Source organism: Brevundimonas sp. D3-1P, from assembly GCF_055809335.1.
Genome location: NZ_CM147908.1, coordinates 2,394,459 through 2,417,678, shown reverse-complemented (window position 1 = coordinate 2,417,678; position 23,220 = coordinate 2,394,459). Strand labels below are relative to the sequence as shown.

The following is a 23,220-nucleotide window of genomic DNA, read 5'->3' as shown; positions in this document are numbered from 1 at the left end:
TGCCGGAGCGATCCGGCGGGGCTTTTCGTTGTGCGAAGGGCCGGGGCGTGCATGATCGGCGATAATGAAGGAGCGTTCGTGAAGCGGCTGTTCGGAAACCTGGTGCTGGCGGCGCTCGCCTTGGCGGTGCTGGCCTTCTTCGCCGCGCCGGCGGTGGGGTTTTTCGCCATCCGTTCGGCGGCCGAGGCGAACGATGTCGCCGGGCTTTCTCGGCTGATCGACTTCGGCACCGTGCGGCAGTCGCTGAGGCCGCAACTGGCCGGGCGGCCCGAGGCCCTGGCCCCGGCGCCCTCCTTCCTGGAAGACCCCATCGGCGCCTTCCGTCGCCAATTGGACCAGCAGAACCCGTTGCAGCGGCAGCCCGACGTGAACGCCTATCTGACGCCGGCGGCCCTGTCGGCCCTGCTGCGGGGCGAGGGACGATACGCCAACCAGCAGACGCAGGCCGCGGCGACGACGGGAACCGCAGCCCGCAAGCCCTGGCCGCGCCCGGCCTATTGGAGCGTCAACCGGGTGCGGATGGCGGTGGCCGACCAGGGCGGGTCGCGAACCCTGTTCACCTTCGAACGGCGAGGGCCGTTCGAATGGAAGCTGGTCCATATCGGCCTGCCCGGGGACACGTCGCCGTCCGCGCCGGCGGTTCGTCCGTGAGCCGCCGCGCCGTCCGTTTTTCGAAGGAGGGGTCATGACCCGCAAGATCGTCACCGGCGCCCTGATCGCCGCCGTCGTGGGTCTGGCGGTCGCCCTTTTCGTCTCGCCCTTCCTGACGGCGCAGGCAATCGTGCGGGCGGCGCGGGCCGGCGATGCGGCGGCGCTGGAGCGGCAGGTGGACTTTCCCGCCTTCCGCGCCAGCCTGAAGAGCGAGCTGAACGCGCGGGCGGGGCTGGAAATCCGTGATCGGGCCAAGGGCGACCGGGGACTGGCGGCGCTGGGGATGCTGCTGGCGCCGTCGCTGGTCGAAGGCGCGGTCGACAACTTCGTCACGCCCCAGGGCGTCGCCGCCTTGGTCCGTTCGGGCGAGACGCCGCAGCCCGAACGCCCCGTGCCCGCCGACGACACCCCGGCGGCGCCCAAGGACAAGGTGCGCCAGTCCTGGGCCTATCGCGGACTGAACCGCTTCGCCGTGACCGTGACGCGCGATGACAAGCCCGATGACGAACTGGTTCTAATCCTGGAACGTCGAGGACCGTTCAACTGGAAACTCGCCGGCGTGGACCTGACGCCCGATCCGATGATGTAGGGCCGCGAAACCGCACTGCAACTTCGAAGACAGTGCGATGTGCAAGAAGCGCAACCGACTAAAAGTCGGGTGCGTCTCGCGCGACCCGACCTGCCGACCGGCCCTCATCCGACCCTTCTTCCTGCGGAAGAAAGGTCGGACATGTCAGCCGTTCAGAGCCGCTCGTACGGCGGCCAGACCGTCCTCGGCCCTGGAGCCGTCCGGGGCGCCGCCCTGGGCGAAGTCGGGCTTGCCGCCCGCGCCCTGGCCGCCCATGGCCAGGACGGCGGCGCGGGCCAGGTCGGCGGCGTTGACCGAGGCGGTCAGGTCCGAGGTCACGGCCACGGTGACGGCGGCCTTGCCCTCGATCACGCCGATCAGGGCGACGACGCCCGAACCGACCTGTTTCCTGAAGTCCTCGGCCACGCCGCGCAGCCCCTTGCCGTCCACGCCGTCCAGGACACGGGCGATCAGCTTGACGCCGTTGATCTCTTCCGGCGCCGAAGACGCGCCCGAGCCGCCGCCCAGGGCCAGCTGCTTCTTCAGCTCGGCGACTTGTTTCTCCAGCGTCTTGACCGAGCCTTGCAGAGCCTCGACCCGGGCCGGAACGTCGGTCGGCTGGATCTTGAAGTCGCGGGCCAGATTGCGGGCGACCTTGGCCTGGGCTTCCAGATAGAGGCGGGCGGCCTCGCCGGTCAGAGCCTCGATGCGACGGACGCCGGCGGCGACGCCGGTTTCCTGGATCACCTTGAACAGGCCGATATCGCCGGTGCGGGCGACGTGGGTGCCGCCGCACAGCTCGACCGAATAGGGGGCGTTGCCAAGAGCCGCTTCTGGGACCAGCGAACGGCCGAGCGTCAGGACGCGGACCTCGTCGCCGTATTTCTCGCCGAACAGGGCGATGGCGCCGGCCTCGATGGCGTCGGCGGGGGTCATCAGCTTGGTCTCGGCCGGGACGTTCTGGCGGATCACGGCGTTGACCTCGGCCTCGATGGCGGCCAGCTCGTCCTCGGTGACGGGAGCCGAATAGCTGAAGTCGAAGCGGGCCCGTTCGGAATCCACCAGTTGGCCCTTCTGGGCGACCTGCGGGCCCAGGACGTTCTTCAGCGCCGTGTGCAGCAGGTGGGCGGCCGAGTGGTTGGCGCGGGTCGTAGCGCGCTTGTCGGCGTTGACCAACTGGGCGACGCGGGCGCCGATCTCGAGCTTGCCGGCCGTGATCTGGACCGACAGGACATGCAAATCGCCGGCGTGTTTCTTGACGTCCAGCACCTCAGCTTCACCGCCCGGCCATTCCAGGGTTCCCTGATCGCCGGTCTGGCCGCCGCTCTCGGCGTAGAAAGGGGTCGTGTCGAACAGGACCTCGACGATGTCCCCGGCCTCGGCCGTCTCGACGGGCGCGCCGCCATTCATGATAGCCAGGACCTCGCCCGAACCCTCGACCGCGTCGTAGCCGGTGAAGACGGTCGGTCCCATCCGGTCGCGCACGGCCAGCCATTCGCCGGCGTTGGCGGTCTGGCCCGAGCCCTTCCAGTTCTCGCGCGAACGCTGGCGCTGTTCGGCCATGGCGGCGTCGAAGCCGTCGACATTGACCGAGAAGCCGCGACGGCGGGCCTCGTCCTGGGTCAGGTCCAGCGGGAAGCCGTAGGTGTCGGACAGGGTGAAGGCCGTCTGGCCGTCCAGCATGTCGCCGGGACGGAAGCCCTGAACCGCCGTATCGAACAGGGCCATGCCGCGGCCGAGCGTGGTGCGGAAGCGGATTTCTTCCTGCTTCAGCGTGTCCTCGATGAAGGGCTGGGCGCGGGCCAGTTCCGGATAGGCGTCGCCCATTTGGGCGACCAGGGTCGGGACCAGACGGTGCATCAGGGGGTCCGAAGCGCCCAACAGGTGGGCGTGGCGCATGGCCCGGCGCATGATGCGCCGCAGCACATAGCCCCGACCCTCGTTCGAGGGCGTCACGCCGTCGGCGATCAGGAAGGACGAAGACCGCAGGTGATCGGCGATGACCCGGTGGCTGGCGGCCTGATCGCCGTCCGACTTGGTCGAGGTGGCGTCTTCGGACGCCGCGATCAGGGTCTTGAACAGGTCGGTTTCGAAGACCGAATGCACGCCTTGAAGCACGGTGGTCATCCGCTCCAGCCCCATGCCGGTGTCGACGCTGGGCTTGGGAAGGTTGCGAACGATCTGATCGTTCTCCTTCTCATACTGCATGAAGACGTTGTTCCAGATCTCCACGTAGCGGTCGCCGTCTTCGTCCGGGCTGCCGGGAGGGCCGCCGGGGATCTTGTCGCCGTGGTCCCAGAAGATTTCGGTGCAGGGGCCGCAGGGGCCGCTGTCGCCCATGGCCCAGAAGTTGTCGGCGCCGGCGATGCGGATGATCTTGTCGTCGGAAAAGCCCGTGACCTTCTTCCAGATGGCGGCGGCCTCGTCGTCATCGATATAGACGGTGACGAGCAGGCGTTTGGGGTCCAGGCCGAAGTCCCGCGTGACCAGCGTCCACGCCCGGTCGATGGCGTGTTCCTTGAAATAGTCGCCGAAGGAGAAGTTCCCCAGCATTTCGAAGAAGGTCAGGTGGCGGGCGGTGTAGCCGACATTGTCCAGGTCGTTGTGCTTGCCCCCGGCGCGGACGCATTTCTGCGAGGAGGTGGCGCGCGGATAGGGCGGCTTGGCGGCGCCGGTGAAATAGTCCTTGAACGGCACCATGCCGGCGTTGACGAAAAGCAGGGACGGATCATTCTGAGGCACCAGCGGGGCCGAGTGCACCTTCTCGTGACCATCGGCCGCGAAGAAGTCGAGGTAGGTGGCGCGGATCTCGTTCAGGCTGGGCATTCGGCGTGTCTTCGGCTAGGCGGTCGCTAGGAACCGGCGTCATATAGGGTTTTGGCGGGAAGCGCATCACCTGCGCGGGATGGGGGTTTGGGCGCCACAAGATCCTCCCCCAAGAAGCGCAGCGGAAAGGGGGAGGGGGAGGATGACTTCACACCCTCGGCGGCGGACCGAACTTGCCGGACTGGTAGTCCTGGATCGCCTGGATGATCTCGTCGCGGGTGTTCATGACGAAGGGGCCGTGGCTGAAGACCGGCTCGCCGATGGGTTCGGCGTGGCCGAGCAGGACGACGGCGTCGGTGGTGGCCGTGATCTGGACCGCGTCGCCGTCGGACAGGCCGGCGAGGTTCCATTGCGGCACAGTGGTCCCGGCGACCGCGATCTCGCCCTTGACGACATACAGGAAGACGTTGCGGCCGGGGGCGACTGGGGTCTCGAACGTCGCGCCGGCGGGCAGGCGGACGATGGCCAGATGGACGTCGATCAGGGACTGGATCGGCGCCTTGACCCCCAGCCAGTCGCCAGAGACCGGCTCCACCGTGACGCCGTCGGCGGTGGTGAAGGTCGGGATGTCGGCCTTCTGCAGGCCGATGTAGTTGGGCCGGGTCATCTTCAACCGAGACGGCAGATTGACCCACAGCTGCAGGATCTCGATCGGCCCGCCGTCACGCTTGAAATCGACCGGCGATAGTTCGGCGTGGATCAGGCCCGAGCCGGCGGTCATCCACTGGACGCCGCCCGCCTCGATGACGCTCTCGCCGCCGCCGGAATCGTTGTGGGCAAGTTCGCCCTCCAGGATGAAGGTGACGGTCTCGAATCCCCGGTGCGGATGGGGACCGAAGGGCAGGCCGGCGTTGCCCGGCGCATAGGTCTGGGGCCCGTGATGGTTCAGGAACAGGAAGGGATCGATCTGGTCCAGACCGGGACCCGGCACGGGTCGGCGCGTGATCAGGTCGCCGATGTCGTCGCGATGGGCGGGATGCAGACGAAGGACGGGACGGGGCGTGATCTCGGTCATTCGTCACATATAGGGTGGCGGATACGCGCTGACCAGTTCAGGCCGCCGCCTGGTCAGCCGGGACGCGAGACCGCGACCGGGCGGGCGCGGCCGTTCTGGACCAGCTCGCCGCTCCAGCCCTGAGCGGCCGCGCGAAGGTGCAGTTCGCCGCCCGCCAGGGGCAGGACCGTGGTCGCGCCCACGACAGCGGCTGGACCTGCGGGGCCGCCCGGGACCGGGGCCGCCCGCTCGTCCAGCCGGCGCCAGGCGCCCTCGACGTGCCGCCCCTCGCCCCGGTCTGTCAGGGCCAGGGAGAGAAGCGGCCGGCCATCCGGCGCCGCGACGCGCCAGCGACCGTCCAGCGGTCCGGCGCGGCGGTCGGCGTCGATCTCGGCCTGGGCCACGCCCTGGTCGTAGGCGGCCTCGCCGTCGCTGGGCGTGACTTCATAATCGCCGACATAGGCGTCGACGGCGACTGGCCGGATCAGGGGGCCGCGGCGCCGGTCGCCTCCGGCGTCGCCCTCGGCCTCTGCCTCTCGACCAAAGTCGGAGGGCGGCTCGAACGGACGGACCGTGGGGGCCTGATAGATCTCGGGCGTGGCGTCCAGGCCGGTCGCCTGAAGGGGAACCTGCAACCCTGCCTGGGGCATGGCCGCCAGGGACACGGCGGCGAGGAAAGCGAACAGGATCATGCGTCTAACCTGCCAAAACACACGCCGGCTCGCCTAGAGGTCGGACGTCTCCGCGCGAAAACGTGATTCGAATGCGGGGCGAGGGCGACAAGCGTAACAATCGCCCGATCTGACCCGCCGTGCGTTGACACCGGCCCCTCCGGGTCACAAAAGCCTTCGCAACCGCACACGGCGATTGAATTCATTCGCTTTTGAGAACCATTCGCATGACCCAGCCCAGCCCGAAGCCGGGTGGCGCAACAAACGACCGAACGGGTCGTTTCGTCACCCAACCGAACGGTCACGTCACTCCGCTTTCTCCGCACATGCAGGTCTGGCGCTGGCACGTGACCATGGCCGCCTCCATCCTGTTCCGCGCCACGATCATCGCCGCGACCGTGGGCGTTCTGTTCGTGGTCGGCTGGCTGGCCGCCCTGGCGTTCGGACCCGAGCGCTACGACGGCTTCCTGCGGCTGGCGGGATCGCCGCTGGGCCTGTTCGTCGGCTTCGGCCTGACGGCGGTGCTGTTCTCCTTCATCCTGAACGGCGCGCGTCACACCTATAACGACACCGGAAACGGCCTGACGGTGAAGTCGGCCAACATGCTGTCCAGCATCGCGGTCTGGGCGCCGGTCCCGCTGGCCGTGTTGTTCTGGATCGTCCTGTTCGCCGCCGGGAGGGTTTCGCTGTGAGCGGCGCCGCAAAGTTCAAGAACAACGTCAAGGTTTCCGAGCGTCACGGCGCGGGCGAATGGCTGACCGAGCGGGTGCTGCTGGTCGCGCTTCTGCCGTTGGGCCTCTGGGTCGCATCCACCGGCTTCACCCTGGCGGGGGCGGGCTATGACGCCGTCATGGCCTGGTTCGCCGATCCGTTGAACGCCGCCTTGATGGCGATCACGGCGGTGGTCTTCTTCGGCTACCTCAGCCTGTCCTGGAAGGTGATCCTGGAGGACTATGCGCCGAATGCGGGGACGCGCGGCCTGCTGGTCGCCCTGCTGAACCTCGTCTTCGTCGTGCTGGCCGCCGCCAGCGTCTTCTTCATCGTGCGGCTGGCGCTGGGCTCGGCGCCGCTGCCCGCCGGCTTCGGAGCCTGATTTACTGATGGCTGCATACGAACTGATCGATCACGAATACGACGTCGTCGTCGTCGGCGCCGGCGGATCCGGTCTGCGCGCCGCCCTCGGCGCCGCCCAACAGGGCCTGAAGGTCGCCTGCGTCACCAAGGTCTTCCCGACCCGCTCGCACACTGTGGCGGCGCAAGGCGGCATCTCCGCCTCGCTCGGCAATATGGGCGAGGACAGCTGGCAATGGCACATGTACGACACCGTCAAGGGGTCGGACTGGCTGGGCGACCAGGACTCGATCGAATATCTGGTCCGTAACGCGCCCAAGGCCGTCTACGAGCTGGAACACTGGGGCGTGCCCTTCTCGCGCACCGAGGAAGGTAAGATCTATCAGCGCGCCTTCGGCGGCATGACCCGCAACTTCGGCGAAGGCCCGGTGCAGCGCACCTGCGCCGCCGCCGACCGCACCGGCCACGCCATCCTGCACACCCTGTACGGCCAGTCGGTGCGCCGCGAGGTGAAGTTCTTCGTCGAATATTTCGCGCTGGACCTGATCATGCAGGACGGCGCCTGCACTGGCGTGACGGCCCTGCAACTGGACAACGGTCAGCTTCACCAGTTCCGCGCCAAGATGGTGGTTCTGGCGACCGGCGGATACGGCCGCGCCTATTTCAGCGCCACCTCGGCCCACACCTGCACCGGCGACGGCAACGCCATGGTGCTGCGCGCCGGCCTGCCGTTGCAGGACATGGAGTTCGTGCAGTTCCACCCGACCGGCATCTATGGCGCCGGCTGCCTGATCACCGAGGGCGCGCGCGGCGAGGGCGGTTATCTGACCAACTCGGAAGGCGAGCGGTTCATGGAGCGCTATGCGCCGACCGTGAAGGACCTGGCGCCGCGCGACATGGTCAGCCGCTCCATGACCATCGAGATCCGCGAAGGCCGCGGCGTGGGTCCGAAGAAGGACCACATCTTCCTGCACCTGGACCACCTGGATCCGAAGATCCTGCACCAGCGCCTGCCGGGCATTTCGGAAAGCGCCAAGATCTTCGCCGGCGTCGACGTGACCAAGGAGCCGATCCCGGTTCTGCCGACCGTCCACTACAATATGGGCGGCATACCGACCAACTATCACGGGGAAGTCCTGACCCTGCGCGACGGCAACCCCGACAGCGTGGTTCCCGGCTTGATGGCCGTGGGCGAGGCGGCCTGCGTCTCGGTGCACGGCGCCAACCGCCTGGGCTCCAACTCCCTGACCGATCTGGTGGTGTTCGGCCGCGCCGTCGGTCTGCGCTGCGGCGAGGTGGTGGACAAGGCCTCGGCCGTGCCGTCGGCCTCCAAGGCCCAGACCGACGCCCACCTGGCGCGTCTGGATCGCTTCCGCTACGCCGACGGCTCGACCCCGACCGCCGAACTGCGCCTGTCGATGCAGCAGGCGATGCAGGCCGATGCGGCGGTGTTCCGCACCGGCAAGACGCTGGAGGAAGGCGTCCGGAAGCTGCGCGCCATCGACGCGGCTGGCGCCGACATCAAGACGACGGATCGCGGCCTGATCTGGAACACGGACCTGATGGAGACCCTGGAGTACGACAATCTGATCGCCCAGGCCCTTGTCACCATCGAGGGCGGGTTGAACCGCACGGAGTCGCGCGGCGCTCACGCTCGCGAGGATTATCCGAACCGCGACGACGTCAACTGGATGAAGCACACCCTGGCGTGGAAGCGTCCGGGCGAAGGGGTCCAGATCGACTACCGTCCCGTCCACAACTACACCATGTCGGACGACATCGCCTATATCGAGCCGAAGGCGCGGGTTTACTAAGATGGTCCAGCTCACTCTCCCCAAGGGCTCCAAGCCGACGACAGGCAAGGTCCACAAGGCCGCGCCGGGTTCGAAGGACGTCAAGACCTACAAGGTCTATCGCTACGATCCCGAGGTCGACGCCGATCCGCGCTGGGACGTCTATGAGGTGCCAGCCGGCGACCACGGCCCGATGCTGCTGGACGCCCTGATCCACATCAAGAACACCATCGACCCGACCCTGTCGTTCCGACGGTCGTGCCGCGAGGGCATCTGCGGCTCCTGCTCGATGAACATCGACGGGCGCAACACCCTGGCCTGCACCAAGGGCTGGGACGAGTGCCAGTCGTCCAACATCACCATCGCCCCCCTGCCCCACCAGCCGGTGGTCAAGGATCTGGTGACGGACCTGAGCCTGTTCTACGCCCAGTACGACTCGATCCAGCCGTATCTGCAGTCCGACGAGCCGGATCCCGAGAAGGAACGTCTGCAGACCCCGGCCGAGCGCGAGAAGCTGGACGGCCTGTACGAGTGCATCCTGTGCGCCTGCTGCTCGACCTCCTGCCCCAGCTACTGGTGGAACCAGGAAGAGTATCTCGGCCCGGCGGCGCTGCTGCAATCCTATCGCTGGATTTCCGACAGCCGCGACGATGCGACCCAGAAGCGTCTGGACGACCTGGAAGACCCGTTCAAACTGTATCGCTGCCACACGATCATGAACTGCGCCCAGGTCTGCCCCAAGGGTCTGAACCCGGCCAAGGCCATCGCCGAGACCAAGAAGCTGATGGTCGCCCCCAGCCGCAAGAAGGCGGCCTGATCGTTCGGACGCCGGAGGCTTTGTCTCCGGCGATCCCCCGGCTTAGGAGCGGCCCATGGCCAGCATCACCTATATCGAACATGACGGGACCGAACACGTCGTGGACGTGAAGCCGGGGCTTTCCGTCATGGAAGGCGCGATCCGCAACAATGTGCCGGGCATCGACGCGGACTGCGGCGGCGCCGGCGCCTGCGCCACCTGCCACGTCTATGTCGACGAGGCCTGGCGGGAGGCGACGGGCAAGCCCAGCGCCATGGAGGAATCCATGTTGGACTTCGCCGAGGAGGTGGAGCCGAACAGCCGGCTGTCGTGCCAGATCCGGGTTTCGGACGCCCTGGACGGCCTGGTCGTGCGCCTGCCGGAAAACCAGCACTGAGATGACGGGGGCCGCCCTGGTCGATGCGATCGGCGGCTGGGTCGACCAGAGGATCGGGGGAACGGCCCTCGAGGACTTGCCGCCCATCATCGGCGTGTCGGGCGCGCAAGGATCGGGCAAATCGACCTTGGCGCGCGACCTGGCCGAACGGTTTGGGGCCGCCGTCCTGTCGCTGGACGATGTCTATCTGACCAGGGCCGAGCGGGCGACGATGGCGCGCCAGGTCCACCCCCTGTTCGTCACGCGCGGTCCGCCGGGCACGCACGATCTGGACCTGCTGCACCGGGTTCTGGATCGTTTGAGGATGGCCGGACCGGGCGACACGACCCCCCTGCCCCGTTTCGACAAGCTGGCGGACGACCGCGCCGATGTCTCGACATGGCCGGTGATCGAGGGGCGCCCCCGCGCCATCGTGCTGGAAGGCTGGTGCCTGGGCGCCGCGCCTCAGACCCAGGCCGCATTGACCGCGCCCGTCAATGCGCTGGAGCGGCGGGAGGACGCCCAAGGCGTTTGGCGTCGCGCCATCAACGCCGCCCTGGCCGAGGACTATGTCGGCGTGACCCGGCGGCTGGACGCGCTGATTTTCCTTCAGGCGCCCGGGTTCGATGTGGTTCTGGACTGGCGCGGTCAACAGGAGGCGGCGCTGACGGGCGTCGCCCTGTCGTCAGAGCGGCGCGACCGGCTGGCGCGGTTCATCCAGCATTACGAGCGATTGACCCGCCATATGCTGGCGGGCGGGATCGCGCCGGACCTGACCGTGGACCTGGATGCGGATCGCCGGATCGTTGCGATGCGTCCGGGCGTTGAGACCGGATGAGCCTGTTCAAACCCAGGACCGCGCCCGGCGACGACCGGCGCGCCCAGCCCCGGCGTCCGCGCAATGCGCGGGGCGTCGTCTGCGGCGCCGACGTGGAGACCGCCTGTCTGATCGTAGACCTGTCGGACGCAGGGATGCGGGTGCGGCTGGATCGCGCCGCCGCCCTGCCGCGCGAGGTGGTGGTGGTCGATGTCGCCGAGGCGGTGGCCTATCCGGCATCGGTCGTCTGGCAGCGGGGGCAGGAGGCGGGACTGCGCCAGACCGGCGCCAAGTCCCTGCGCGGCCTTGCCCCGGCGCGCCTGGTCCCGGCCCGCGACGCCTGGCTGAGGGCCGGCGGGCGCTGAATCTGGTCCTTAAGGCCTAGGCGCCGAGACCGGCAGGCATGGATCCGGCGTTGATGGCGATGCGCCCGACCAGGCCCTTGACGATCAGGTCCAGGGCCGAACCCTCGCGATAGTCGGCGGCCGCGACGAAGTTGACCCGGTCCTCCGAGATCAGGGAATAGACCTTCTTCTGGTCCTTCTCGTTCGAGCGCGGATCATAGACGGCGATGGAGAAGCCGCCCTTGGTGTGCATCATCTTCATGGTCGGCACGTCGGTGTCGCCGTCGCCGATGAAGATCATCCGATCGAAAGGCACCGGGCGTTCGTCGTCGGGAATGAAGTGGTTGATCCGCTCGTGCTCCCAGTGGTTCTTCACCCCTTTGTTGATGCGGAACAGATACTGGGTCTTGGTGGTGTAGTTGACGCCCACCGCCGGCCAGGCCGCCTGGCCCTTGTCGTCATAGACGTAGTGGGAGGCGAAGACGTGGGTCAGGGCGGGGCGGATCGGCGTGCCGTCGATCATCTCCTCCAGGCCGGCGGATATGATGTAGTGCTCGATCTCCAGCCCGTATCGGGCGCCGAAGGCGTTTATGCGGTCGAACCAGCTGAGGTCCTTCAGCCCCTCGAACAGGGCGACCGCGCGGCCATGATCGCGCAGGGTCTCGCGCGTGACCGCCGCGCCATTCTGGCGCGCATGATGCAGCATCAGTTGCATGTACATCAGTATGCCGTCGCCATCGGCCTGTTTGGTCAAGGCTTCCGCCTCGCTCCAGAAGGCGCCGATATCCACGCCCACCGAGGGGATGAAGCTGACCTCCTGCATGTTCCCGCGGGCCAGGGTGCCGTCGAAATCATAGATCAGGGCGGTTTTCAGCGGGGCTTTGGGAGCCTTGTCGGGCATGGGCGGGATCCGGTGCGTCAGCGAACCCGCCCTCTATATCAGCCGGCCGCCCCCGTCGATTGGCGCCGCTGGCCGAAGGTGGGGGCCGAGGTCTTCTGCTCGTCCCAATAGGCAGCGCCGGTGGTCGGCTTGAACATGGTGCGCGGCGTGCCGTTTCTGGCCACCACGGCGAAGGTGTTGGTCGAAGCCTGATAGATCAGGGTGTCGCCGTTCGGCCGCTTGACCGTTTCGGCGTCGCGCGGCGGCTTGGCGGCGAAGGCCGTGACCTTGGCCAGATAGTCCTCGGGCGAGCGGGCGCCGAAGTCGGCGCCATTGCGGTCGTAGAGACGAGTGATCTTGGCGTCGACCGTCTCGCGCCTATTGGCGGTCAGGACAGGCTTTGCCTCGGGCGCGGTCGTCGTGATCTCGGCCGTATCGCCGGTTTGCGCCAAGGCCAGGGGCTGGGCATCGCCCGCGCGGTCGCGCGTCTCGACTGCCGAGGATCGGTCGCAACCGCCCAAGGCCAAGCCCACCCACAGCAACAGCGCCGCGGCCTTCTCCATCCTGTTCATCGCCAGACCCCTCCAATGCCCGTATGGCGCGACGAAAGCACAACTTGATTGTTCGCGCAATGTTCCTACGCAGCGTCTCGACGGCGTCATGCGGGATCGCTAGATCATGAGCCATGGACAGCCGCCCCCTCACCCATCGCAAGATCCTGCTGATCGTCGGCGGCGGCGTCGCGGCCTACAAGGCGCTGGAGCTGGTGCGGCTGATCGCCAAAGCGGGCGGCGAAACGCGGGTGATCCTGACGGAATCCGGGGCCGAGTTCGTCACGCCCCTGTCGCTGGCGGCGTTGAGCGGCCATCTGGTGCGGTCGGGCCTGTTCCACCCCGACGACGAGACCAGCATGGGCCATATCGAGCTGTCGCGCTGGGCCGATCTGGTGGTCGTGGCGCCGGCGACGGCGGGATTGATCGCCAAGGCCGCGAACGGTCTAGCCGACGACCTGGCCTCGACGACCCTGATCGCCACCGACAAGCGGGTGCTGCTGGCGCCGGCGATGAATGTGCGGATGTGGGAGCATCCGGCGGTCCAGGCCAATATGGAGCGTCTGAAGGCCTTTCCGGGCTTTCACGGCGTCGCGGTGGTGGGGCCGGACGACGGCGAGATGGCCTGCGGAGAATATGGGCCGGGTCGGATGGCGGAACCCGCCGCGATCCTGGAGGCCATCGAGGGCCTGCTGGCTGGCGCAGCCGGACGACCGCTCAAGGGACGCAAGGCCGTGGTCACCGCCGGTCCGACGTTCGAGCCGATCGACCCGGTGCGGGGCCTGACCAATCGCTCCAGCGGCAAGCAGGGCTACGCCATCGCGGCGGCCCTGGCCGAGTTGGGTGCGGAGGTGACGCTGGTGTCGGGGCCGACCGCGCTGGCGGCGCCCACCGGCGTGACGCGCATCAATGTGGAGAGCGCGCTGGAGATGCAGGCGGCGACGCAGGGCGCCCTTCCCGCCGACATCGCCGTCCTGTCGGCCGCCGTCGCCGACTGGCGCGTGGACACCATCGCCGGGGGCAAGATCAAGAAGGGACCGGGCGGTCCGCCGACCCTGGCCCTGATCGAGAACCCCGACATCCTGGCCGGCGTCGCCGCGCCCGGCCCGAACCGCCCGGCCCTGGTCATCGGCTTCGCCGCCGAGACGACGGATCTGGAGGCCAATGCCCGCGCCAAGCTGTCGCGAAAGGGCTGCGACTGGATCCTGGGCAACGACGTGTCCGACGACGTATTCGGCTCGGACGGCAACGCCGTGCTGCTGGTCACGGCCGACAGGACCGAGACCTGGCCGCGCCAGTCCAAGACCGCCATCGCCCGGGCCGTCGCCGCCCGCATCGCCGATCAGTTCAAGGACGCGGAATGACCGAAACCCAGATCCAGATCCTGCGTCTGCCCCATGCCGAGGGCCTGCCCCTGCCGACCTATGAGACGGCGGGATCGGCGGGCATGGACCTGCGAGCGGCGGTGCCCGAGGACCAGCCCATCGTCCTGGCCCCGGGCCAGCGCGTCCTGGCGCCCACGGGCCTGAAGATCGCCCTGCCGCCGGGTTACGAGGCCCAGGTACGGGCGCGCTCGGGCCTGGCGCTGAAACACGGGATCGTCTGCCCCAATGCGCCGGGCACCATCGACAGCGACTATCGCGGCGAATGCGGCGTGATCCTGGCCAATATCGGCGCCGAGCCTTTCGTCATCCGCCGGGGCGAACGCATCGCCCAGCTGGTGATCGCCCGGCACGAACGCGCGGACTGGATCGAGGTGGAGACGCTGGACGAAACGGCGCGCGGGACCGGCGGCTTCGGTTCGACGGGGCGGTAATCCTAAACCGGCGGCGCGGTCGGCTGGATCAGGCTGTCCTTGCGACGAACGTGTTCGCGCCAGGCGGTGTAGAGGCCGCTGGAGGCGATCAGGGCGGCGCCGGCCAGGATGCCGAAAGTCGGGGTCGTGGACATGAGCCACCAGCCGAAGACGAGGGCGCCGACGATCTGGAGATAGTCGAAGGGCGCGACCACGGCGACCGGCGCCTTCTGCAGCGAGGCGGTCATGAACAACTGGGCCAGGCCGCCGGCGATTCCCGATCCAACCAACAGGGCCAAGGTCTGAGGCGAACGCCAATGGCCGACGAAAGGCAGCAGGATCGCCCCCACGGCCGAAGAGCCGACGAAGAACCAGAAGACGATTGCGGCGACATGCTCGGTGTCGCGCAATTGGCGCAGGGTGATGGTCACGCCCGCCGTAAGCAGGGCCGCGACCAGGCCGAAGGCGATCCCCTCCAATGGCAAGGCGTGGGCCGCCCCCAGGGCGCCGGGCACAGGCCGCATGACCAAGACCACGCCGACGAAACCCACGGCGACGGCGGCCCAGCGGCGCGGCCCGACCGCTTCCTTCAGGATAAAGAAGGACAGCAGGGTGGCGAAGATCGGAGCGGTGAAGCTGAGGGTCGTGGCGTCGGCCAGCGGCAGCAGGGTCAGGGCCTGGAAAACGCACAGGATGGAAGCGATGCCCAGGGCGCTGCGGCCGACATGGGCCAGGGGACGGCGCGTGGTCAGACCCGCAAGGCCGCCCGGCTGGGTCAGAACCCAGGCCAGCACCACCGGCAGGCCGAAGAAGGCGCGGTAGAACAGCATCTCGGGCGCGACGACGCCGTCCAGCGACGCCAGTTTCAGCACCGCCGCCATGACCGAAAAACAACCCGCCGCCGCGATGCGCAGGGCGATGCCGCCGGCGATGTCGTCGCCGCGTCCCCCCGTCGCCTGCACGTCCTTGGACATCCGCGCCTCTCGCCGCAGCCGAGACGCCCAAGGCCCCGGCCGCAGGACCTGCGACCCTTTAGGCCTGCCCCATTTCGACCGGCTGCTGGGCGATCTGCTGCTGGCGGGCGATATAGATGGCGGCGAAGTCGATGGGGTCCAGCTGGAACGGCGGATAGAAACCGCCGTCGGACGTGGCGCCCGAAATGATCTCGCGCGCGAAGGGGAACAGATAACGCGGGCATTCGATCAGCAGCAGCGGCTCGATGTCCTGTTCCTGCACATTGGCCAGCTGGAACAGACCGCCATAGACCAGTTCCACATGGAACACGGGCTGGTTCTCGTGGGTCGCCTTGATCGACAGCTTCAGGTCCAGCTCGAACAGGCCGTCCGGCCGGCCCTGGGCTGCCATTTCGACGCCCAGGTCGATGGCCGGCTTGCCGTCGATGCGCAGGGATTCCGGCGCACGCGGGTTCTCGAACGAGAAGTCGCGGACATACTGGGCCAGGATGCGGAAACCGGGGCCGGCGGGCTGACCCTGCGGAGCGTCGCCTTGCTGGGGCTGTTCGGCGGGAGGAGCGGCGTCGGTCATGAGGCGGTCTTCTGAGCGATTTGAGGCCGATGAGGCCATTATGAGGCGCCGCGACTACCATGCCGGGACGCTTGGCCGCAATGTCGAGCGCGCGATTGGGGGCGCGGTTCGCCTTGCCTCGCCCTATATGACACCCTAATCACGCCAGACAGCCGTTTGGCGCGCCCGTCGCTACAGGAATCCCGCCTTGAACCTGCCGGTCCAGTTCCAGATCGTCGTCTTCGCCGTGATCGCGGCCATCGTCCTGTTCCAGCTTTACAATGTGCTGGGCAAGCGGGTGGGACGCCAGCCGCAGGAAGACGCCAAGGCGGTCGTGCCCAGCCCTGCGGCGAACGACAGGCCTGCGGCGCCCGCCATCGACCCGGCCACCCTAGCCTCGATCGCCTCGCTGAAGGCGCGCGATCCGGCCTTCGATCCGGCTCGGTTCCTGGACGGGGCGCGCCAGGCCTATGAGACCATCGTACGGGGCTACGCCGCCGGCGACCGGGCGGCGCTGAAACCCTTGCTGAAGCCCAATGTCATGGCCTCGTTCGAGGCCGGGATCGCGGCGCGCGAGACGCGCGGCGAGACGGAAACGGTGGAGTTCCTGTTCCCGCCGCGCGCCGATCTGGAAGGCGCCGTCGCCGAGGGCGACAAGGCCGTGGCCAAGGTGCGCTTCCTGGCCGAACTGCGCAGCCGCGTGACCAAGGCCTCGGGCGAGACGGCGGATTCCGAAACCGGCGAGCCGCTGGTCGAGGAGCGCCGCACGGCCGAGCACTGGACCTTCGAACGAACCCTGGGCGCGGCCGATCCCAACTGGGTTCTGGCGCGCGTCGAGCCGGCCAACGCCTGATGCGGGGCGTCAGCCGGCCGGCGTCGGGGGCGCTGGGCCTGGTCGCCCTGATGGTCCTGGCCGCCTGTTCGTCCGGTCCGACGCGGCCCCAAGGACAGACCCCGCCGGCCGGCGGGGTTCCGGGCGGCCCCATCCCCTATACGCCCTCGCCGACGCCGGGAGGGCCGCCGTCGACGCCGTCAGGCGCACTGAGCCCCGCCGTCCTGCCGGGCTGGAACGACGAGGACCACCTGGCCGCTTTCCGAGCCTATGTCGACGGATGCGACGCGGCGCGCGCCCCCGCCGCGCGCGCGGTCTGCGCACGGGCCAAGGCCATGGCGACGACCATGATCGTCACCCCGTCGGACGCCCGGGCCTTCTTCGAGGCCAGTTTCAGCGCCGCGCCCGCCGCGACGGCCGACGGACGGCCCGGACTGCTGACATCGTACTTCGCGCCGGAATATCCCGCGCGTCGACGGCCGGACGCCGAGTTCTCCGCCCCCGTCCTGCCCAAGCCCGCCGATCCGCGCGCGGCGGGCGACCGGACCTCTATCGAATACTCCGCCAGGCCCGACCAGGCCCTGGCGTGGATGCGGGCCGAGGATCTGTTCTTTCTGCAGATCCAGGGGTCGGGCTATCTGACCTTCGAGGACGGGACGCGGGAACGCGCCGCCTACGCCGCCGACAACGGCAGACCCTTCGTCGGCATCGCCCGCCCGATGGCCCAGCAGGGTCTGCTCGCCCAGAACGGCACGTCGGGCGACGCGATCCGGGCCTGGCTGGCGGACCATCGGGGCGATCAGGCGCAGGCCGTGATGGCGTTGAACCCCCGCTACATCTTCTTCCGCCTGGACCCGGACGATGACGGCCATCCGGCGGGGGCCGCGGGCGTGCCCCTGACCGAGCGGCGGGCCATCGCGGTCGATCCGGCGCACTGGCGTTACGGCGAATTGGTCTGGCTGGAGGCGGACGGCGGCGACCTGCGCGGGGCCAGCGCCAGCTATCGCGGCCTGGCGATGGCGCTGGACACCGGTTCGGCCATTCGCGGGCCGGTGCGGGCGGACCTCTACATGGGCCGGGGCGATGCGGCCGGCGCCGAGGCGGGGACCGTGCGTCATCCATTGCGCATGTGGCGGCTGGTCCCGAAGGGATAGACGCCCGCTCCACCGCCCAAGCCCTCAAGCCAGGTCTTCGATCTCTTCCTCGGTCAGCTCGCCCGGAACGATGGTGACGGGCAGTTTTCGGCCGCCGATCTGGGCGCCGTGCTTGATGATCGCCGAGACGAGCGGCCCAGGCCCGCGCGAGCCGGTTCCAGCCGCCAGGACCAGGATCTTGATGTCGGGATCGGCTGCGACGACCTTCTTGATGGCCCCTTGGGCGTCGCCGGTCTCGATCAAGAAGACCGGCGCCGCGCCCGAGCGGGCCATGGCCTCCTCGCCCAGACGATTCAGCAGGACCTCGGCCTCCTGGCGTTGCTGACGGGCGATCTCCTCGCGGGCGCCGGACCAGTGGGCGTCGCTGTCGGACGGCAGGACGCGCAGCATGACCACGCGCCCGCCCGTCGATCTGGCCCGGCGCGAGGCGAAGCGCAGGGCCGCGTCGAACTCGGGGCTGTCGTCGACGACGACGAGGAATTTTCTCGGCATTGCGGCCTCCCCAGCCTGATGTCGGACGAGAAGAGGCCGCCAGACGGCCGCCCCGTCAAGCGGCCTGAGCCTCGAGCCCGCCTCAGCCCCGCGTCGCGGCCGAAGCCAGGTCGCGGATGGTGGCGTTGGCGATGGTCAGTTTGGCGAAGGTCCAGCCCGAGCCGGACTGCTCGATCTCGTCCACCGAGGCGCGCACGCCCTCGACCGTCGCCTGTTTGGAGCCGATCCAGGCGTCGACGGCTGCCTCGGCCGCGTCCTCGCTGACACCGACGGACGGATCGGAGGCGCGGGCGACGGCGCGGGTCAGGGCGGCCTGTTCGTTCATCAGATCCTCGATCAGGCGACGCACGGCCAGACGATCGAAATGATCCGCAGACGGAATGGAGCCGGCGGCGGCGCGCAGCCGGTCGAAGTCGAAGGCGGCCCCGACCTGGTGATACAGGCGCGCCATGGCCCCGACCGGCCAGTTCGCCTCCTGCGCCAGGTCCCCGATATCGGAGGCGGCGACGAGGGGGCGCATGATGGCGATGCTGCGGGTCAGATCCTCGGGCGCACCGTGGTCGGCGAAGCGTTTGACGCGCGCATCTAGGCGTCCCTGTTCGAAGCGCGACAGGACCGGCGCGCCCTCGGCCTGCAAGGCGTCGGCGATCGGACGATAGCGGTCGATCAGGGCCTGAACCGACAGACCGCCCTTGGCGCGGCGGGCCAGCCAGAAGGTCTGACGACGCAGGACGACGGCGATCTCCTGATACAGGGCGATCTGCGCCTCGGCCGAGATCTTAAGGTCCAGGGCCGACACGGCGTCCCATGCTTCGTCCAGGCGGAAGACGCGGCGCGCAGCCTCGAAGGCGATGATCAGAGCGGTGGTGTCGCATTCCGCCGAACCGCGCAGGCGGTCGGGGAAGGTCGGGCCGCACATGTTGACGACTTCGTTGGCCATGACGGTGGCGATGATCTCGCGCCGCAGACGGTGGCTCTTCATCTCCGGTTCGAACCGGGCCAGGGCCTCGGGGAAGTAGCGGACCAGGATCTGTTCGAAGAAGGGATCCTCGGGCGCCTGCGAGGCGACGATGTCGTCTGACAGCTCCAGCTTGGCGTAGGCCATCAGGACGGCCAGCTCCGGCCGGGCCAGCGGGATGCCCGCCGTCATCAGCTCCTTGACGCGGGCGTCGTTGGGCAGGCCCTCGACCTTGCGGTCCAGCTTTCCACGCGCCGACAGGGCTTGCATGAACCGCTGCTGGGCGTCCAGGGCGCCGGGGCCTTCGGCCTGTTGCAGCGTCAGGGCCAGGGTCTGGTCGTAGTTGTGGGCCAGAACCTTCTGGCCCACCTCATCGGTCATGGAAGCCAGAAGCGGGGCGCGCTGGTCCGTCGGCAGGACGCCGTTGGTCACGGCCGAGCCGACCAGAATCTTGATGTTGACCTCGTGGTCGGACGTGTCGACCCCGGCGGAGTTGTCGATGGCGTCGGTGTTGATGCGGCCTCCGTTATGGGCGAAGGCGATGCGGCCCGCCTGGGTGAAGCCCAGGTTGGCGCCCTCGCCCACGACCTTGACGCGCAGTTCGTCGCCATTGATGCGCAGGGCGTCGGTGCCCTTGTCGCCGACCTGGGCGTCGGTCTCGGCGGCTGATTTCACATAGGTCCCGATCCCGCCCAGATAGAGCAGTTCGACCGGCGCTTTCAGGATGGCGCGGATCAGCCCGACGGGGTCCAGCACGTCGTCGGCGACGTCCAGCGCCGCCTTGATCTGGGGCGTCAGCTGGATCGCCTTGGCCGAGCGCGAGAAAACGCCGCCGCCCTCGGAGATCAAACGCTTGTCATAGTCCTGCCAGGACGAGCGCGGCAGGTCGAATAGACGCTTGCGCTCGGTCCAGCTGGTCGCATGATCCGGGTTCGGATCAATGAAGATGTCACGGTGATCGAAGGCGGCGACCAGGCGCGTCGCCCTGGACAGAAGGACGCCGTTGCCGAAGACGTCGCCGGACATGTCGCCGACGCCGACCATGGTGAAGGGCTGGGTCTGGATGTCCTTGCCCATTTCGCGGAAGTGGCGCTTGACCGCCTCCCACGCGCCGCGCGCGGTGATGCCCATGGCCTTGTGGTCATAGCCGATGGAGCCGCCCGACGCGAAGGCGTCGCCCAGCCAGAAGCCGTAGGCGGCCGAGACGCCATTGGCGATGTCGGAGAAGGTCGCCGTGCCCTTGTCGGCGGCCACGACCAGATAGGGGTCGTCGCCTTCCCAGGCGATGACATTGGCCGGATGGGTCACCGAACCGTCGGCGGCGATATTGTCGGTGATGTCCAGAAGGCCGGACAGGAAGGTGCGATAGGCGCGGATAGCCTCGCCCTGAATCGCCTCGCGGTCCGTGGTGCGGGGCAGCTGCTTGGGATAGAAGCCGCCCTTGGAGCCGACCGGCACGATGACCGCGTTCTTCACCTGCTGCGCCTTGACCAGGCCCAGGACCTCGGTGCGGAAGTCGTCGCGACGGTCCGACCAGCGCAGACCGCCGCGCGCGACCGGGCCGAAGCGCAGATGCACCCCCTCCACATGCGGCGCCCAGACGAAGATTTCGCGATAGGGTTTGGGCAGCGGCAGGTCGTCCAGCTCGCGCGAGGCGATCTTGATCGAAATGTGCGGCTTGTGCTGACCGTCGGCGTCCAGCTGGAAATAGTTGGTGCGCTTGATCGCCCCGATCAGGGCGGCGATGCGGCGCAGGGCCCGGTCGTGATCCAGGCTCTTCACGTCCTGCAGCAGGGTGACGATCTTGGCGTCCAGCTCGGCGACGGCCGGCGCGCGGGCATCGGCCGAACCACCTTCAGGGGCGAACTTGGCCTTGAACAGCGACAGCAGGGCGCGCGCCACGTCGGGGTATTCGCGCAGGGCCTCTTCCTGCACCGTCTGCGATGGGTCCAGGCCCGTCTGCTGGCGATAGTGGGCCAGGGTGCGGATCAAGGCGGCGTCGCGCCATTGCACGCCCAGTTCGATCACCAAGCGGTTGAAGCCGTCGCTTTCGTTGCGGCCGGTCCAGACGGCGGCGAAGGCCTCCTCGAACGGTCCCTTCACGTCGTTGAAGATCAGCGCCTCGCCGCGCGGATCCTCCATCAGGAATTCGTGGATGTGGATTTCGGCGTCGCCCAGCGGACGGATGGCGTTGCCGTATTCCTCCAGCGTCTTCAGGCCCATGGCCGCCAGGATCGGCAGGACGTCGGACAGGGGCACGGCCGAGCCGCGGCGATACAGTTTGAAGCGGAACTGCAGGCGGCTGTCGTCCGGGGTGCGGAAGGCGCGCACGGCGACCGGCTCCCCCTCCCCCGGCGCGCCGCTGTCGTTCAGCCGGGTCATGAACTGCAGATCGACCGCAGCCTCGTCCGCGTCGTAGCGGTCGCGATAGCCGGCGCCGAAGGCCCGCGCCCATTTGGCGCTGAGCGGTCCGACCGAGACCTCCTCCACGCCCGAACGTCGCAGCCCCGCCTCGAAGCGGTCGACCCAGCCGCGACCGGCCTCGGCGACATCGGCCTCCAACTGGACCGGATCGGGGATCGGATGGTCGCCCGGCTTGACGCCGATGATGTAGTGGACGCGCACCAGGGGCGCGTCGGACAGTTGCGGATACCAGGCGGAGATGCGACCGCCCCAGGCGCGCGCCACGATCTGGCCGATGCGTTCGCGCACCGCCGCGTCGAACTTCTCGCGCGGGATGAAGCACAGGACCGAGACGAAGCGGTCGAACGGATCCTGGCGCGAGAACAGGCGGATGCGCGGCCGATCGTACAGGTGCAGAATGCCCAGGGCGATGGACAGGAGTTCGTCCTCGCTGATCTGGAAAAGCTCGTCCCGGGGGTAGTTCTCCAGGATGTTCTTCAGGCGTTTCTCGTTGTGGCTGCCCGGCGCCTTGTCGGCGCGGGCCAGGGCGTTGGCCACCTTGCGGCGCACCAGCGGAACCTCGGTCGCCAGCTGATCGTAGGCTTCGAAGGTGAACAGGCCGACGAAGCGGGTCTCGCCCGTCGCCTTGCCGTCCGCGCCGTAACGCTTGACCCCGACGTAGTCCATGTAGGCGCGGCGGTGAACCCGAGATCGGGCGTTGGCCTTGGCCACCGTGACCGGCTCGGACAGGTCCAGCTGGCGGCGCATCTGGGCCGTCAGGACCGCGGGTTCGGAGGTGCGGCGCAGCACGGTGCGTTCGGGGTCGGCCAGTATGCCCAGGCCGTGGCCCGACTGAGCCAGCGGCGCCTCGGCCTCGTATTCTCCGGCGGCGTTCAGCGGATAGTCGTAGTCGCGCGCGCCCAAGAAGACGAAATGATCGCTCTTGAGCCATTTCAGGAAGGCGATGTTCTCGGCCAGGACCGCCGGATCGACTGCGGGCGGGGTCGCCTCCAGCCGCTGGACCGCCTGGCGCATCAGGGCGGTCATGGCCTCGTGGTCGGCGACGGCGGCGTGGACATCAGCCAGGCTCTGCGCCAGGCCCTCGCCCAAGGCGTCGCGCCGCTCCTGGGGCACGCCGTCGATGACCAGCATGATGATCGACAGGCGACGGCCGTCCAGATCCACCACTGGGTGGAACAGGGCGCGCACGGAGACGCCGGCCTCGGCCAGGGCGCCCATGACGCTGTCGACCAGGAAGGGGGCGTCGGCCTGGACGATGCGGACAAGGTCGTAATCCAACGCCTTGCCGTCCGCGCCCTGCAAGGGGCCGACGGTGATAGCCGGCGGCGCGGCGTCGTGCGGATAGGTCTTCGCCGCCGTCCAGGAGGCGGCCAGAAGGGCGGCCAGGTCCTCGCCGTCCAGTTCCGGGGTCTCGTCGGCGGCGTAGTCCTCGTACGCCTGGGTCAGATAGACCTTTTCCGCCGCGCCGGGCTCGGTTCCCACGAGCCGGGCGAAGGCCGCTTCCAGCGCAGCTTCCGTTATAGGCTGGACGGGTTGGCGCAGATCGGGGGCGGTCATGGACGAGCAATCTCGAACAACGCGGCGCGGCCGCTAGATGCGCGGCGCGACGTGGCGCCACGCCTGCTGACTAGGCCAGGTCCGGTCGCGCGGGAAGCCCCCCGCGACCGATCATTCTGGTGATCGACGATAAGCCTGGAATTATT

The 23,220-nt window shown here is 68.5% G+C and carries 22 protein-coding genes; 13 read left to right on the top strand and 9 right to left on the bottom strand.

Annotation, left to right across the window (positions count from 1 at the left end; translation table 11 throughout):
* The first annotated feature begins 78 nt into the window (after positions 1 to 78).
* A complete protein-coding gene (locus AC0L6G_RS12250) occupies positions 79 to 651 on the top strand; it encodes a DUF2939 domain-containing protein (protein WP_473252339.1) in 573 nt (190 codons plus the stop codon).
* Between the two features lie 34 nt (positions 652 to 685).
* Positions 686 to 1,240, top strand: a complete 555-nt coding sequence (locus tag AC0L6G_RS12245; RefSeq protein WP_473252338.1) for a DUF2939 domain-containing protein — start codon at positions 686 to 688, stop codon at positions 1,238 to 1,240.
* 144 nt (positions 1,241 to 1,384) lie between these two features.
* On the opposite strand, the gene alaS is transcribed toward AC0L6G_RS12245, so the two are convergent.
* From alaS to AC0L6G_RS12230, 3 genes are all read right to left on the bottom strand, one after another.
* The gene (gene alaS, locus AC0L6G_RS12240; protein WP_473252337.1) at positions 1,385 to 4,045 is read right to left on the bottom strand and encodes an alanine--tRNA ligase; all 2,661 of its coding nucleotides are present in this window, start codon (positions 4,043 to 4,045) and stop codon (positions 1,385 to 1,387) included.
* A gap of 148 nt (positions 4,046 to 4,193) precedes the next feature.
* Positions 4,194 to 5,060, bottom strand: a complete 867-nt coding sequence (locus AC0L6G_RS12235; RefSeq protein ID WP_473252336.1) for a pirin family protein — start codon at positions 5,058 to 5,060, stop codon at positions 4,194 to 4,196.
* Between the two features lie 53 nt (positions 5,061 to 5,113).
* On the bottom strand, positions 5,114 to 5,731 hold the full coding sequence (locus AC0L6G_RS12230) for a hypothetical protein (RefSeq protein ID WP_473252335.1): 618 nt from the start codon (positions 5,729 to 5,731) through the stop codon (positions 5,114 to 5,116).
* Between the two features lie 206 nt (positions 5,732 to 5,937).
* Here AC0L6G_RS12230 and sdhC point away from each other — a divergent pair, with 206 nt between their 5' ends.
* Genes sdhC through AC0L6G_RS12195 form a run of 7 tightly spaced genes read left to right on the top strand, consistent with a single transcriptional unit; the run spans position 5,938 to position 10,928 of the window.
* Positions 5,938 to 6,402 (top strand): succinate dehydrogenase, cytochrome b556 subunit, encoded by a 465-nt coding sequence (sdhC, locus tag AC0L6G_RS12225; RefSeq protein WP_293826970.1) that lies wholly within the window; start codon positions 5,938 to 5,940, stop codon positions 6,400 to 6,402.
* Positions 6,399 to 6,803, top strand: coding sequence for a succinate dehydrogenase, hydrophobic membrane anchor protein (sdhD, locus tag AC0L6G_RS12220; RefSeq protein ID WP_293826969.1), 405 nt, complete (start codon positions 6,399 to 6,401; stop codon positions 6,801 to 6,803). Before sdhC ends, sdhD begins: the two co-directional genes overlap by 4 nt.
* Positions 6,804 to 6,810: 7 nt before the next feature.
* The gene (gene sdhA, locus AC0L6G_RS12215) at positions 6,811 to 8,595 is read left to right on the top strand and encodes a succinate dehydrogenase flavoprotein subunit (RefSeq protein WP_473252334.1); all 1,785 of its coding nucleotides are present in this window, start codon (positions 6,811 to 6,813) and stop codon (positions 8,593 to 8,595) included.
* A 1-nt stretch (position 8,596) separates the two neighbouring features.
* Positions 8,597 to 9,391: a succinate dehydrogenase iron-sulfur subunit gene (locus tag AC0L6G_RS12210; protein WP_291535509.1), complete on the top strand. Its 795-nt coding sequence runs from the start codon at positions 8,597 to 8,599 to the stop codon at positions 9,389 to 9,391.
* A gap of 55 nt (positions 9,392 to 9,446) precedes the next feature.
* Positions 9,447 to 9,767 (top strand): 2Fe-2S iron-sulfur cluster-binding protein, encoded by a 321-nt coding sequence (locus AC0L6G_RS12205; RefSeq protein ID WP_473252333.1) that lies wholly within the window; start codon positions 9,447 to 9,449, stop codon positions 9,765 to 9,767.
* 1 nt (position 9,768) lies between these two features.
* Positions 9,769 to 10,584: a kinase gene (locus AC0L6G_RS12200; protein WP_473252332.1), complete on the top strand. Its 816-nt coding sequence runs from the start codon at positions 9,769 to 9,771 to the stop codon at positions 10,582 to 10,584.
* Complete coding sequence (locus AC0L6G_RS12195) at positions 10,581 to 10,928, top strand: PilZ domain-containing protein (RefSeq protein WP_291535507.1); 348 nt, start codon at positions 10,581 to 10,583, stop codon at positions 10,926 to 10,928. The genes AC0L6G_RS12200 and AC0L6G_RS12195 overlap by 4 nt, the downstream gene beginning before the upstream one ends.
* 16 nt (positions 10,929 to 10,944) lie before the next feature.
* Here AC0L6G_RS12195 and AC0L6G_RS12190 read toward each other — a convergent pair whose 3' ends face one another.
* Together AC0L6G_RS12190 and AC0L6G_RS12185 are read right to left on the bottom strand one after the other, a co-directional pair.
* Entirely contained in the window at positions 10,945 to 11,808 is an 864-nt protein-coding gene (locus AC0L6G_RS12190; RefSeq protein ID WP_473252331.1) for a haloacid dehalogenase-like hydrolase, read from the bottom strand.
* 38 nt (positions 11,809 to 11,846) lie between these two features.
* Positions 11,847 to 12,359, bottom strand: a complete 513-nt coding sequence (locus AC0L6G_RS12185) for an S-type pyocin family protein (protein WP_473252330.1) — start codon at positions 12,357 to 12,359, stop codon at positions 11,847 to 11,849.
* A gap of 113 nt (positions 12,360 to 12,472) precedes the next feature.
* Between AC0L6G_RS12185 and coaBC the strand changes: the two genes are divergently transcribed.
* Together coaBC and dut are read left to right on the top strand one after the other, a co-directional pair.
* Positions 12,473 to 13,702, top strand: coding sequence for a bifunctional phosphopantothenoylcysteine decarboxylase/phosphopantothenate--cysteine ligase CoaBC (coaBC, locus tag AC0L6G_RS12180; protein WP_473252329.1), 1,230 nt, complete (start codon positions 12,473 to 12,475; stop codon positions 13,700 to 13,702).
* Positions 13,699 to 14,154 carry a dUTP diphosphatase gene (gene dut / locus AC0L6G_RS12175; RefSeq protein WP_291535503.1) on the top strand — a complete coding sequence of 152 codons (456 nt, stop codon included), beginning with the start codon at positions 13,699 to 13,701 and terminating at the stop codon, positions 14,152 to 14,154. Before coaBC ends, dut begins: the two co-directional genes overlap by 4 nt.
* A gap of 2 nt (positions 14,155 to 14,156) precedes the next feature.
* Here the strand turns inward: dut and AC0L6G_RS12170 are convergent, their stop codons facing one another.
* The gene (locus tag AC0L6G_RS12170) at positions 14,157 to 15,107 is read right to left on the bottom strand and encodes a DMT family transporter (protein ID WP_473252328.1); all 951 of its coding nucleotides are present in this window, start codon (positions 15,105 to 15,107) and stop codon (positions 14,157 to 14,159) included.
* 58 nt (positions 15,108 to 15,165) lie between these two features.
* A complete protein-coding gene (gene secB / locus AC0L6G_RS12165) occupies positions 15,166 to 15,678 on the bottom strand; it encodes a protein-export chaperone SecB (RefSeq protein WP_291535501.1) in 513 nt (170 codons plus the stop codon).
* Between the two features lie 193 nt (positions 15,679 to 15,871).
* On the opposite strand from secB, the gene timA reads away from it, so the two are divergent.
* Entirely contained in the window at positions 15,872 to 16,510 is a 639-nt protein-coding gene (gene timA / locus AC0L6G_RS12160; RefSeq protein WP_473253247.1) for a TIM44-related membrane protein TimA, read from the top strand.
* Entirely contained in the window at positions 16,510 to 17,643 is a 1,134-nt protein-coding gene (locus AC0L6G_RS12155; RefSeq protein ID WP_473252325.1) for an MltA domain-containing protein, read from the top strand. Before timA ends, AC0L6G_RS12155 begins: the two co-directional genes overlap by 1 nt.
* 24 nt (positions 17,644 to 17,667) lie before the next feature.
* On the opposite strand, the gene AC0L6G_RS12150 is transcribed toward AC0L6G_RS12155, so the two are convergent.
* Positions 17,668 to 18,135 carry a universal stress protein gene (locus AC0L6G_RS12150; protein ID WP_473252323.1) on the bottom strand — a complete coding sequence of 156 codons (468 nt, stop codon included), beginning with the start codon at positions 18,133 to 18,135 and terminating at the stop codon, positions 17,668 to 17,670.
* A gap of 82 nt (positions 18,136 to 18,217) precedes the next feature.
* On the bottom strand, positions 18,218 to 23,074 hold the full coding sequence (locus AC0L6G_RS12145; RefSeq protein ID WP_473252321.1) for an NAD-glutamate dehydrogenase: 4,857 nt from the start codon (positions 23,072 to 23,074) through the stop codon (positions 18,218 to 18,220).
* Between the last annotated feature and the right edge of the window lie 146 nt (positions 23,075 to 23,220).